The 13,898-nt window shown below is 60.4% G+C and carries 2 protein-coding genes and 4 pseudogenes; 3 read left to right on the forward strand and 3 right to left on the reverse strand.

What is annotated here, in order from left to right; all coding sequences use genetic code 11:
• The first annotated feature begins 983 nt into the window (after positions 1-983).
• Positions 984-1,352 carry a hypothetical protein gene (locus IVB42_RS36105; RefSeq protein WP_247368902.1) on the forward strand — a complete coding sequence of 123 codons (369 nt, stop codon included), beginning with the start codon at positions 984-986 and terminating at the stop codon, positions 1,350-1,352.
• 507 nt (positions 1,353-1,859) lie between these two features.
• Here the strand turns inward: IVB42_RS36105 and IVB42_RS36115 are convergent.
• Positions 1,860-2,255 (reverse strand): annotated as a pseudogene (locus tag IVB42_RS36115) (IS21 family transposase); the annotation flags it as partial.
• Positions 2,256-2,370: 115 nt separating this feature from the next.
• Here IVB42_RS36115 and IVB42_RS36120 point away from each other — a divergent pair.
• Both IVB42_RS36120 and xopAD read left to right on the forward strand, forming a co-directional pair.
• Positions 2,371-2,564, forward strand: a pseudogene (locus tag IVB42_RS36120) (DDE-type integrase/transposase/recombinase); the annotation flags it as partial.
• Between the two features lie 758 nt (positions 2,565-3,322).
• Entirely contained in the window at positions 3,323-11,728 is an 8,406-nt protein-coding gene (gene xopAD / locus IVB42_RS36125; RefSeq protein WP_346732241.1) for a XopAD/skwp family type III secretion system effector, read from the forward strand.
• A gap of 112 nt (positions 11,729-11,840) precedes the next feature.
• On the opposite strand, the pseudogene IVB42_RS36130 reads toward xopAD, so the two are convergent.
• A pseudogene (locus IVB42_RS36130) lies at positions 11,841-12,405 on the reverse strand (aminodeoxychorismate/anthranilate synthase component II).
• Positions 12,402-13,791 (reverse strand): annotated as a pseudogene (pabB, locus tag IVB42_RS36135) (aminodeoxychorismate synthase component I). Before pabB ends, IVB42_RS36130 begins: the two co-directional pseudogenes overlap by 4 nt.
• Positions 13,792-13,898: the final 107 nt, after the last annotated feature.

Genomic DNA, 13,898 nt, shown 5'->3' on the forward strand with positions numbered 1-13,898 from the left:
CATGGAGTGGCCATTGACGCCGATTTGAACTGTCAAGTCTTGTTCCTTGATTGCGCGAGGAAAGAAGAGGACGCCCGACGTTTTGCAGCAGATCTGATTCGGGCGCGGGAGGAGAAACCCCCGCCGCAGTCGGGCCTTAGCAGTCGGTCGGCGCTCTGTGTCGCCGCTCCCTATTCTGTACTGCGAGTATGGTTGTATTTTGGCCTACTCTCCCCTGAGGGAGTGGACTCCGCGGACGTCCGAGACTGAAGGGAGCGGCGCGCGCCAAGCCGGGCCTTCCGTTTATTGGCGCCAGGATTGGGAGCCTCGGCCATGAGGTAGCTCGGTTGTCTCAATCCCTTGTGATCGCCCCAGTTGAGCTTCTGATCGCTCCCCTCGCCGCATGAGTGGGGGCAGTCAATGAATTCACAAGTCCAAGAGAGGATGCCCGTGAAAACGCTTCAGGAATCCACTCTTGGCATCGCCATCGTGGCAAGCACACTTGCGATCGCGGTGCCAGCGTGTGCAAATTCCGTGGCTTCGGAATAACCGTAGCGCCGTTCCGGCTCAAAGCTGTCGAACCAGGGGGAACCTTCATGATTTCCGGCCATCGGAAGGCGGTCGCGCTCTTTTCCTCCTATGCAGCGACCGGGGACGGCACGCGTCCCGTCAGCTTCGCGTGGACCGCTCTGCCCCGTTTGCGGCACCACCTCTCAATGGCGCGCCGCCTCTAAGCGGGATACCCCAAAAGGTCGTCTGGCCAGGTCGCGGATGCGCTTAGCGGCCGGCCGTCGATCTCGCTGCGGCGTGCCTGTCAGTGACTTCTTTCGCGACTGAGCAACGCCGATTTCCGTGCACACCGCTGGGCAACGGCTGGGACGGCCCATCGGCGGCCCGGCACGATCGAGGTCGACGTCAACTACATGTACCGCACGCCGTTCTTCGGGACGTCGCTAATGAATTCCGTTCCTCTGGGCGGCTACACCGCGAAGAAAATCCCAGTCGTGGATCTGCGCGAGATCGCAGCCGGACAAAGCGTCGCGATGGCCGCGCGCTGCGCATTGCGCGATCTCTACGACGCATGGCGCCTGCTGCACGTCCGCGGGCTGGATTGGAAACAGGTCAAGCTCGCTACGCTCGCGATCGGGGCGGCCACACGGGACCTGAACTGGCGGACGGCCTCGCTGGACGGATATAGCTACGACGCCAACGAACTCCGCGGAAAATTGCTAACCGTCGTGAAGAGCGACATGTTCGACAAGGACGGCCGCCCGGAAGCCTGGCGCGAGCTCGTGCTGGCCGAATGGCAAGAACGACTGGCGCCCTTGTTCGAACATGATCGCGGCGAGATGTCGTTCCTTGATGCTCTCTAGGAAGAGGGACGGATCGACGTCAGCAGTCTCCAAGGCGATGCCGCCGTCAAGCACGCGATAGAGAACTTCCCCGCGCTGCAAGGAAGGCTTTGAACATCAGGAATCACAACGCCGGTCTTCCGCGCTTGTGGGCAGGCTCCGACGTTACGCCAGAGGGAGAGTAGAATTTCTCCTTATTTGTCACACCAGGACGAAACGGGAGGGCAGGAGAACGGCGGCGGATGCCCGCTTTCAGCCGTCAGCGGGTTCGTGCACCGTTAAACCGAGACGCCCCGCGTGATCGAGCAGATGCTCGACCGACGAGGCCGCCCATTGCCAGCCGCCGCCCGGCGTCCGCTCCCGCATTGTCTCGAGCTGTGCCGCGATCGCCCGCAGACTGAGGTCCGGATCGGAAATGGCAATGCCGCCGAACGAGTGTCATCAATCGATCCTCCGGCTGTCGTCGCTGCGCGCGCTGGACAAGTTCAGGCTTCGCGAGGGCTTCCCGCACAGCGATGCATGGTCGAGCAGCCAGGCGTTGAGTTCCTCCAGGTTTTTGAAGCGGAGCCTCGGCGTGAAGAAGCGCTCGCGCACAGCCCGACCTGGTTCTCGACCTGGCCCTTCTCCCAGCCCGACGCCGGCGTGCAGGCCACCGGCTCGACAAGATAGAAATCCGGATCAGCGTCAGCCGTTCCGGCGACGGCTTCGTCGCATTGGTCGCCAAAAGCCGCTCAAGCTTATCGCGCCATGCACCCAGCCGAGGCAACGGCTGATGCTTGCGCACGTAGCGGAACTCCGTTTGCCCCGAACGCAGGGACCTTGCGGACCACCTCCCGAGAGACCTTCAATTCCCGGCAGATCTGCTTGATCGATTTGAACCAGCGAAAGCCGGCGCATCTTTGCAATCGGCTTCACAACCAACATCCAAAACAAATGCCTCCGATGAAACCGGAAGCAGTGTCACGCCCTTGCGTTAAGGGGGGCCCGTTTGGATGAAAACGACCCCTCAAGCAGGGTCCTTATTCCATGAAAAATCACACTGCGGTCCTATTGAGCGACGAAACGGCAGGTCATGCCGGATGCCGAGCACCGCGCACAGGGGCTTCAACAATAGGGCCGAGAATTGCCATGTGCCGCTGCGAAAGCGGGAGCGGACGATGCAGGGCTTCCGTTCGCCGGGGAAGCCTGCAGCGCTTCGTCTCGATATTCTCAACCTTCCGTAATCTCTTCGTCCAAGCCAGCTCCCGCTCCTTAGATAAGGTGACAGCGCCTGATCGCAGGCCCAGGCGGCCTGACCTGCGGCCTTCGCCGGCCGGTGTAGGCCGCAGCCCGATTCATTAACGCTTGAGCCAGGTCTCGGATTTTCTTTATCGGTCCGGGAGAACGCCTTCGTCAGCCAATCGTCAGCCAGGCGGTGTATCTAGGCCTGCCGCGCCTCATCAGCCTGAACCCAATGCAAACGCAGGAGCTGCGAATCATCATGTATGGTCGAATTGGTGCCTCGTTCGATGTCCTCTACAGCGGCGAAGCTGACGAAGCGAATCAGTCGGGAGCCACCGGGCAAACGGATGTAGGAAGCCAAAGATTCGCGAACATGTTTGCCCGGATGCATTTGGCCGGAGTGGTTCTACCGACAATTCATCTTCGCGTAGGTGGACGAAGAACGGTCCCGGTGAATGGCAGCGCGCAATCAAACCTCCACTCTGTCTCTGAAAAACTGAGGATAGCGAGTGCGGCGTGATGCGATCGCGTGCCAGTCTCGGCCGATCTTGGGCTGCTGGCGTGTACTTTGGCCAGGAGTAGGCCGCGCCGTCTCGGGTCCGGGCTGACCATGACGGTTGACGAAAACATGCGGCAGGTTCCTCAGACCTCATGCCATGCGCCATCTGGGCGATTGCACTTATGGGCCAAAGCCTTGATGCACCATGGTTGAGCGACATCAGCCCGCAACATCATAAGCAGCGATTCTCCCCTTTTATCAGAGATGGAATATGACGGGCATTGGCCGATCTGGCAGATCGCGCATTGGGGATGCTGGAGCCGGATCGAGCAGTTCACGCTCGCACTCAAGCCTAGCCCCTGGGGAAGGCAGTCAATCGTTCGATTCCGTCGTGGAGCGGATGCGCTCTGGGCCCCAAGATAGAGGGACGCCCTCCGCTAGCATGGCGCGCGGTGCCGACGATGCCCTTGGCGACTGGTCTTCCGGTCCCTCCGTTGGCCCAGATCGAATCCTAGGCGCTGCGGCACGGGCAGCCGCTGCGCCACGTGCAGCCACTGCACGGCGGCGCGGCTTTCCCTCAGTGTCGGAGGGTGGAGACACGACGCCGGTCACCAGCCAGCCGCCAACTTCGGGTGTGGCAGTCTCCATTTCCTCGTCAGAGGAAGAAATCAACGCAACAAGGCGGCACATGGATCGCCTGGTTGAGGAACTTGACGCTTGCCGTAATGCGGCCATGCACGCCCAGAACTCGGAGGAGGCGCAAGAGCTGAGCGATCGGTTCATCAAAGCAGGTTCGGCAGTTCTGGAGTACTACGCGAGGCTGCGCCCGGCCGTGGCGCGGAGCATTCTGTCGGACGCTGAGGTCCGTCGATACCGCTATGCCGTGCTCGATGCGGCCCACCAATGCAACGCACTGGCCTCATCGACTATCGCCGCCTTGCAAGACCGCAGAAAGAATTCGGCAGACCTGTTGCAGCGGATTTTCGAATCCAACGCTACCCCCGACCAGCTGAGCCGAGTGGCTTCCAGTGTGGCGAAGGAGCATGCGGCTTGCGTGGAGTGGTGGGGAAAGAAGCTGTTGCGCTCGGAACGGATGGTGTCCGTCTGCGAGGCCACCGCCAACTTGCCAAGCACGACGGCCGAGATGCGGAAGCCCGAAGAGGCCGCACTACGCCTGAATACCGGCTTGGTACTTCATGCGCGGTACATGCGTCTGCAATCGCGGATTGCGCTCACGCAGCTTATGATCGAGTCTCAGGCGAGCACGTTTGAACCGGCCGTGTGGGACGCCCTCATGGGTGAGAACGGGGGGGTGCATCTGCTCGGGACCTTTGTCCAGGATGTTTATCCGGCATTCCTCTCGACGGAGGAAGCCGTTCTGCACAACGACGGAGCGGCACTCGACGCAGAGCACTGCACCGTTCTGGAAGGAGTCATGGAACGGCTTTCGGAATTTGCGTTGGCGTTGCACGACGACATCCTTGCCAAGCTAAGCGATAACCGAACAGGTGCCAGCCTCCCATTCGAACTGTTGGGCCAGATCGTAGACGACGCACGGATCACTGCGCACGAGGTCATGCACTTCCTGGCACTGCAGCTGAAAACGTCAGCCATCATTGCATCCCCGGCCGACGCTGGCGCTACGGTACCGGCCGACACTGCCGGCAAGGCAGCGGCGGCCAAAGGCAGCGCTGCGCGCAGGGAGGGGAAAGGCAACCGCAAGCCGGCTGCTGATGCCGCGAGTTCGGCCGGGCGGCCCGAGCCGCAAGTCGCCGCGGGCGACAGCGACACCGCGCCAGCGGACAAGGTTCTCGTGCGCTCGGATCTAGGTACGAAGAAGCTGGTGAGTGCCAAGGAGGCGCATGCGAGTGCGTCGTCGGCGGCGGCACACTCGGCGGTCTGGCAGGCCCCGGCATCGACGGAGGCGTTGGCGCCACTGGTCAAGCGGTCGGACGAACTATTGCAGTTCGATCTGGCTGGTCAGCAAAGGACCGTCTCGCAAGCGCGCCAGATGAAGCCCGAGGACGCCGATCACGTAGTGGGCATCGTGGTCGAGCGCCTGCAGACGCAGCCCGCCGAGATGCAGGCCTGTCTGGACCCGCTGGAAGAGCCTGGTCGACGCGGCCTGCTCACGCCTGCGCATGTGCACGAAGTGCACGAGAAAACAGTCCGGCTCAAGATGAAGTTGTCCGAGGCGCAGGGACTGGCGAAGGCGGCGAACCCGGAATCAAGTCTTGCCCCTGGGGAAGGCAGCCAATCGTTCGATTCCGTCGAGCGGATGAACTCTGGGCCTCAAGATAGAAGGACGTCCTTCGCTCGCATTGCGCGCGGTGCCGATGATGCCCTTGGCGACAGATCTTCCGGACCCTCCGTTGGCGCACATCGGATCCTGGGTGCTGCGCCACGTGAAGCCACTGCGCGACGGTGCGGTTTTCCCCCATTGCCGGAGGGTGGAGCGCCAGGTCGAGAAGAAACTTCTTTAGGTTCTGATGGCAAACCCTGGCTCGGCAATAAAGGATCCAGAAGCTGGCAACCAGACACGGTGCCACCCCATAGGCAAACGGAGACCGACCCGGGTGCAGGACCGGGAAGGCGGCGTTTCGTCCATGTAGCCGAACAGAGCTTCAAGCGTGGATACTCGGAACTACTTAATAACGCTTTACATGACATTTCCTTCGCTGGCGACATCACTAAATTCTCATGCGCTGTGGTGGAGTATGACAGGAAGCTGCAGGGTCGAGCGGACCACGCAACATTCCTGCAAAAGGCCGCTTCCGAGTTCAAACGCGAATTTGTCCCAAGATGGGAACAAGATATCCGCGCCCGGAATACATGGGGGTACGCCACCTCATGCAACACGATGAGCCGGGAGGCTGGAGGTCAGTCAGGCGTGGAAGCTTGCAGGGCCATGGCAGCTCAGGTGTCGAGCCTCGGCAATGCGCTAAACGACGTCGAAAGCAAAACGCTTTCCCTATTCGTATTGTCGTTCAGTCGATATCCCGGGGTGGCGGAATGTCGCAATGGAATGATCCGAATCGCCAGATTTTTTCGTGAGCAACGCGGAGCACTTTCGGAGCTCAACGCTCAAAGTCTCGCCCTGCTGGTCAACGGCTTCAGCAAGTGCCCGGAACAGGAGAACTCTCGTGAGGCCACAATAGCAGTTGCCGCTGAGATTCGCCGCCGCGCTCCCGGGCTCTCTGATTTTGATCCGCAGAGCCTGGCTATCGTGGTGAACGGTTTGAGCAAGTGGCCGGAAGACGCGGAGTGTCACGGTGCTATAAGGGCAATTGCCAGCGAGGTCCGTCACCGCGCGGGCCGCCGCGATGTCTGGCTCTCTGACTTTAGTCCGCAGAACTTGGCTACCGTGGTGAACGGTTTGAGCAAGTGGCCGGAAGAGGCGGAGTGTCGCGGTGCAATGAGGGCAATCGCCGTCGAGGTCCGTCGCCGCGCGGGTCGCCGCGATGTCTGGCTCGCTGATTTTGATCCACAGGCGTTGGCGAACCTGGTGAACGGCTTCAGCAAGTGGCCGCAGGACTGTCGAGATGCTATAGTTCAAATCGCCGTCGAGGTCCGTTACCGCGCGGGCCGCCGCGATGTCGGGCTCTCTGATTTTGATCCACAGGCGTTGGCGAACTTGGTAAACGGCTTCAGCAAGTGGCCGCAGGACTGCCGAGACGCTATAGTTCAAATCGCCGACGAGGTCGTCCATCACCGCGGCGACCGGCTCTCCAATTTTACTCCCCAGCACTTGTCGAACCTCGTGAACGGCTTCAGCAGGTGGCCCGAGGGGGTGAAGTGCAACGACGCTATACTTGCAATCGCCAACGAGGTTCGTCGCCGCGCTGGCCGAGCGGACCGGCTCTCCAGTTTTACTCCCCGGCACTTGTCGAGCTTGGTGAACGGCTTCAGCAGGTGGCCGGAAAGGACAGACTGCTGCAGCGCTATAATTGAAATAGCCGACGAGGTCCGTCGCCGCGCCGACCGGCTGTCTGGGTTTGATCCGCAGGGTCTGGCGAACCTGGTGAACGGTTTCAGCAAGTGGCCTGATGTGACGGGCTGTGGCGACGCCACGCTGGCGATCGCCGGTGAGGTCTGTCGCCGCGCCGACCGGCTATCTGGGTTTGATCCGCAGGGTCTGGCGAACCTGGTGAACGGTTTCAGCAAGTGGCCTGACGAGACGGGCTGTGGCGAAGCCACGCTGGCGATCGCCGGTGAGGTCTGTCGCCGCGCCGACCGGCTTTCTGGGTTTGATCCGCAGGGTCTGGCGAACCTGGTGAACGGTTTCAGCAAGTGGCCACAAGAGGAGAACTCACGTCACGCCACCGCTGTGATCGCCGGTGAGGTGCTTCGCCGCGCCGACCGGCTCTCCGATTTTACCTCTCAGCACCTGGCGAATCTGGTGAACGGCCTTAGCAAGTACCCACAAGAGGAGAACTCACGTCAGGCCACCGTTGTAATCGCCCATGAGGTCCTTCGCGCCGACCGGCTGTCTGATTTCACTCCGCAGGGTCTAGCGAACCTGGTGAACGGTTTCAGCAAGTGGCTGCAAGAGCAGGACGCTCGCCAAGCCACAGTCGCGATTGCCAACGAGGTCTCTCGCCGTGACAACCGGCTCTCTGATTTTACTCCGCGGGAACTGGCGATCCTGGTGAACGGCTTTAGCAAGTGGCCGGAAGAGGCGGTGTGCCATGGGGCGATAATCGACATAGCGGGCAAACTCGGCTCGGGAGACCTCCGATTCGGAGCGTTCACCACAACTCAGCTCAGCATGATAGCCAATGCTCTCGGGCGAGGTGTCACGAGGGGAGAGGGCACTGGAGAGATCATAGAGACCGCTCTGCTGAAGAATCGGCTGCACGGTATGGCCCACTACCTTCACTATGCCAGTGATCGCCTGGAGCAGACCCAGGTTCTGAACATCGCCATGATTTTCAAAGCGCTGGCTAAGGCTCAATTGTTTGACGATCTCGGTTTGCTCGCACCCACGGGGTTAGACCGGCTGACGGAACTGCATCGTGGCCCTGGCTTTGCCGCTGAGAACGACCTCGAAACCATGGGTACTCTCTGCGTCGCTCTCCTGCCGCTGGCGCGCAGCCCGCACCTGCGCTGGCACCGGAGGCGGGCTTTAAACTTGCTGAACGACATTCAACCGATCGTCGAGCACAAGATCGAGGGGCATCTCAAAGCAAGCGATGCCGAGCGAGCCCGAGGGCCGTACTCGAGCCGTTGCCCCGCCTTGTCGATCTATCAAACGCTCAAGGCCCGTGCGGTTTTCGCGGCATTGTTCCGCCGGCCCTATGTCGAAGGCAAGAAGTCCGATTTGCGGGTGAGGCAGGAAGAGCTGCAGCGCAAGACTAAGGAGATTTTGGACAAAACGGGCGGCCTCGTCGAAGGCGATCTTTCCAACATGAGCTGGAACCTGATGGCGGAGATCGCGGCGGAGAGTCCGGTCGATGCGCTGGACACGTTCTTGGCGCAGAATGCGGCGACGGTCCAGGCCCAACATCCAGCGTCCGTGTTCGACGTCCATCAGGTGTTGCGAACCATGGCCCACGAGCCCAGACCTCCGCAGGGTGACGCGGGACTTATGCAGTTGTCAGTGGTGGACATGCAGGGCCGGCCAGTGGCCACGGAGCCCGAGACACGCTATTCGATTTTTCATCGCCTGACCTCGGGGGTTTTGCCCGTCGTCGCGGTCCAGCTGCCAGGAAAGCCGAGCGCGTTCATGCTGGCGCGTACGATCACCGTCCAGGGTGTGCCATACCGCATGGACCTGTTCGGCGGAAGCAAGTTAAAGCCGCCCAAAAAGCCCGTGTCGCAGATCGCCGGCCGCCTTCCAGGTGTGGCGAGGGCAGAGTCCTCCGGGGGAAAGCTGCTGGCGATTCCGTATGCCGAAACGGCGCCGGGCACAGCGTTCGAGCAGCTGTCACGTGCCTGGGCCCCTTTCAAAGAGGCATACTATTACACTCAGCGCAGGGGTTTTGCCGCGCCGCCGGCAATCAAGGACCTAGGTCCTCGGGACTACGCGCTGGAGGGCGCCTTCAAACTGTCGCTGCTGCCGGACCGTCCTGCCAGCGAGGAGCATCCCTTCAAGCTGACTGGGCCAGAAGGCCCGATCGCCTTGCGGCCGCATGATGGTTGCGGTTTTATCAAGGCCTCGCTGGCCAACCGTATGCCAGCTGTAAATCGCGCCCGCCGACAGGAAGGTCCTGATCGGGTGCCTGCCTTTGCTGAGGGAAGAAGAATGTCCGTTCCCGCATCGGCGCTGCAACACTATCCCCGAAGCGAGCCGGTGACCGATGAGGCGCGGGAGAAGGCCAAAACCTGGCTCGAGAGCAGACAAGGGCGAGAGTTGACGTCTGAAGAGTTGTTTCGCACCGTGACGGCCGGACACATCGACGGTCCCGGCGCGGTTGCCGTACCGTCCAGCGATGACTGTCTCCATGTGCCGACGCTCAAGAGCGAGACGTTGATGGGGGCGAGCGGCGTGCTGATCGGGCGCTCGCCCTACGACAAGCCCAATCTGCGCCCGTTTGCCGCCGAGCGAGTCAAGTCGGCCGTTGAGGGGGACCCGACCGCTGTGTTCCTCGAAAACTGCACAGCCATCCAATACAGCTTCAATGTCGCCCAGAAGTCGGGGAAAGAACTGGCGGCCGACGATCCGACTTTTTTTGCCAAAGGCATTCTGATGGTTGTGCCGGATAAGATGTGGCCGGCCGGCTACGCCGACCGTGGGCTGGTGTTGTCTGCCGAGGACGTCAAATGCCATTCGAGCTGGACCTCGAGCAAGGACCGCGCCAAGGTGGACACGCCGCTCGAGTGCGTCGGCATCCTGCAGGCTACCGAGGTGTTCGCTCCGGGCTCGTTGGTTGCCGTCCCGATCGGTGAACAGAAAAAACTTGACGGAGACTTCGACGGGGACACCGTCGTCATCGTCGGCGACCGGCCGCAGCTTTATGAGCATGTGCGCCAGTTCGATCGCAAGGAGCAAGCTCTCGGACTTCCGTCGCTGAAGCCGCCAAAGTCGCATACCCCGGCGCTTGAGGGCGACAATTACCAGTTCGGTCGCGCCCGCCAGATCCTCGCCGCCACGCAGGATGTCCTGGGAACCTATAGCTGCCTGCAGCGAAACTTTCTGGCTCAATCCCATGAAACACAACGCTGGTTTGCCGAGCGTGCTGTCTTTGGCACCTATGAGGGCGTTCACCACGAGCTCAGGCGAGAGATCCGTCAGCTGTTGGGCCAGGAAGAGGTGAGTAGCCAAGATATCCAGAACACGTTTGCGAGAGCGAGGAGCGAGATTGAGGTCGCCAAACATCTGGTTGCTCGCGAAATGGCCGAGTTGCTCGTCGACGACCTAGCGGCATGGGCAGTGAAGCCGAATGAGCAAACCCTGCCCGAAACAATCGAAAGCTCGAACGCCGCAAACCCGAGCCTCAGCGCAAGGCTCTGCAACCTTTTCCCGGATCTGGCGGAGACCTATCCGGCAACGCCTCAGCCACGAGACCGCATCCAGCTTTTACTCGACCACTATCCTCCTCGCATCGATCCCCGCCCGGATGGTTACAATGCGGATGACCTCGTAAAAAGCGCAAACAACTTGCTGAGCCTCGGCATCAAGGTCGGCACCGACGCCTATAAATCCGATACTGGCGCCAACCTCTTTTTCCAGAAGAGCAGCCATCTTCAGCGGCTCCTCTACGAGACGCCGGGCCTGAAGTCCGTGCCCTACGTCAAGGGCGTGGCGGCGACCCTCGCCCGCGGAAGGTTTGATGTCGATGCGACCTTGGAGGATCTGAGGGACAACCCCACTCTGGCGGCTTCAATCATGGAGACCTCGATCAAACTCGCTGCGGAGCAGGGCATTTTGCGCAAACCGTCCGGCCTCCGGCCAGCCGCCGACGATGCTGACATGATCACGCTGACCCGCGAGCAGGCCTCAGAACGCGCCCAAAATGAGGCTGGCCAAGCTATAGCCGAAGAGAGGAAAATCACCGCAGCGGCACGCGAGGTTGCCGGAATCCTTGCGCAAGCCGGCATCGAGGTGAAGATGCCCCATCTGGAGCGCCGCTTGAAATCGCATGCCTCCATGACAGATCAGCTCACCGGCATGAGCATCCCACCCAGCAGCGCCCCACAGCTCTTCAGCAACGCGGTACGCCACGTCTTAGAAATTCCTGACAGGGATTTTACACGTGCCTTCAAGAAAGCCATGCTGGCCTTCGAGGAGCGGGACTACACCGAACGCCAGACAACCAACTGGTTCAGAATGCGCAGTCCGACTTTCGTCGGCATCAAGACAGTGCTCACCACGGCGGACTCTTATCGCTTCGAAGTGGAGTTCCACACGCCAGGCAGCTATCAAGCCAAGCTTGCCAATCACGACAGATATAAAATTCTCGGCAGGCTGCGGCGGCAATCAAGCGAGGATGCTTTGGAGCAAGCTGAGGCCGAGAAACTGGTGCAGCGGACGAGAGAGGTTTGCACAGAGATTGCGATCCCTGACGGCGCGCTGGGCATACCCCACTGGGGAGCCGAAGGAGATCGTAAGGACGGCGCCGCTGCGGCATTTGGATTGCGAGCTTTCGATGAATCAAGAATGCCCGAGATCGCCAAGTCAACGGAGGCAAGAGAGATTACCGCGGCGACTTGTTCACACCGCGCAAAACCAGGGTGAGCCGCAGCTCCTGTGCGGTTCTTGACCGGAATTGTATCGCCGATGTGCGGAAGCGAACAGAACAGCCATTTTGCCTGTGAGTAAGCTCGCGCTCGCTTGGCCCTTCTAAGGTTCAAGCGCGTAGGAAGTTTGCGAACAGTACGTCCCCTTGTGGGGTGAGTATCGACTCTGGATGGAACTGCACGCCATATGTTGGTTGATCGCAATGGGCGAGGGCCATGAGTTCCATCATCCGAGCGTGCTGTCACCGTCAGGTGACGGGCAGATGAAGGATCCAATTCGACGATAAGCGAATGGTAGCGCCCCACACGAAGTGGAGACGGTAGTTCTTTGAAATGCCCGCCGCCTTCATGTGTGACATACGAGGACCGACCGTGCATAGGACGACGGGCGCGCGTTACGCGTGCGCCGAACACCGTCCCAATGCACTGGTGTCCGAGACAAATCCCGAGAATTGGCACCTGACCCGAAAGTTCACGAACGAGGGCTGTCGATATTCCAGCCTCAATTGGAGTGCACGGACCGGGGGAGATGACAACCGCGCGGGGCCTGAGGTCAGCAAGTTCGCTCACGTCCATCGCGTCGTTCCGGACGACACGTGTTGCTGCACCAAGCTTGCGAAAATATCGCGCAATGTTGAAGACGAAAGAGTCGTAGTTGTCGATAATGACAATCAAGATGCACCGGCGTCTTCAGCAATGAATGCGTGAAAAATGCGCTCTGCCTTTGCAAGGCTCTCCTCATATTCGGCGGCCGGATCGGACATTGCTGTTATCCCGGCCTGCATGGAAGACGGCCTGGCCGTCGCCGATCGTTACGGTGCGAATGGCAATATTTACATCCATATGTCCATTGAATCCTATGTAGCCTATGGCCCCGCAATACACCTCTCGCGCCACACGCTCGATATCCAAGATAATTTCCATCGAGCGTACCTTGGGAGCTCCGGTAACTGAGCCGCCGGGAAAGCAGGCCCTAAGTAGGCCTACGGCATCCTCTCCGTGTGCTAGCTCACCCGTAACGACGGACACGAGATGGTGCAGTGAGGCATAGGACTCGAGATTGCATAAGGACGGGACGTGGACTGATTCGGGCGTGCAAACGCGCGAGAGATCATTGCGCAGGAGGTCGATGATCATGGTGTTCTCGGCGCGGTCTTTCTCCGAATGTACCAGCGTCTCAGCGCGACGCCGGTCTTCCTCGCAATCAGCAGAACGCGCCACCGTCCCCTTGATAGGTCGCGTTTCGACCTATCGCCGTCAAACTTTAGGAAACGCTCGGGCGAGCTCGATGCAATGGTGAGCTTGCCATACCGAAGAAGGGCGGCAAAGGGAGCCGGATTCATTTTCCGCAGCTGACAATAGAAGGCTATCCATCGAACGAGTTCGCCAGGCGAGCGCTGAAACGCTGCGCAATGTTGACCTGGAAGGCGTCACCCGACAGAATGAGATCAATCACGCGCTGTACCGCCGCGATGTATCCCTGGCGACTGAAGTTTGAATGCCATGAGCCGCCTCGCCAGGTTTAAAATCAGGAGGAGGGGCTGAGACTGTAAGCAGCCCAACAAATCCTTCGGCTCTTTGGCGAGCTCTCTCACGCCGGCGAACTGGATCCTGCTCCGGCCACCCGGTAGAAAGGGTCCAGCATCTATCATGGCGATGATCGAAGCTTATCACGACGTCGTAAAGATGTAGGAGTGCCTGAGGCAAGCGATGCCCCCCGATGGTCGGCAGCGGCAATCGCTCCAGCGTCCTGTTCAGCTCGTGTCCAAAAAAGCCGGCGGCGCCGCCCCGGAATGCCGGGAGATCGGCGCGATGCATTTGCGGATAGTTGGCTAGCAGAGCGCGAAGTGCCGCCCACGGATCGCCCACAATGGACTCTCCGTTGCAAATACCTCTCCCGTCCGCGATTACGTAAGTGATGAAGGGATCGCACGTCACATACGAGTACTGCCCGAGCACCGCGTGTCTCGATGCGCTATCCAGGACCGTGAGGTGCCTCCGATGTGCGAGGCGTCGCATGGCTGTGACGGGCTCAATCCACTGCAATTCCAATACATGCATTAGTCTGTCGTGCGGATTCCGACGAAGTCGCCCAGGCGTACCGATATGAAGTCGCCCGTGGATTCCGAGACGATGTCGCCCACCTTTCCGATTTGATCTCGCCCAGC

It is taken from the genome of Bradyrhizobium sp. 45 (assembly GCF_023073155.1).
Classification (GTDB): domain Bacteria; phylum Pseudomonadota; class Alphaproteobacteria; order Rhizobiales; family Xanthobacteraceae; genus Bradyrhizobium; species Bradyrhizobium canariense_D.

Coding starts and splice junctions, on each gene's coding strand:
- xopAD (WP_346732241.1), top strand. CDS start 3,323: ATGACGGGCATTGGCCGATCTGGCAGATCGCGCATTGGGGATGCTGGA.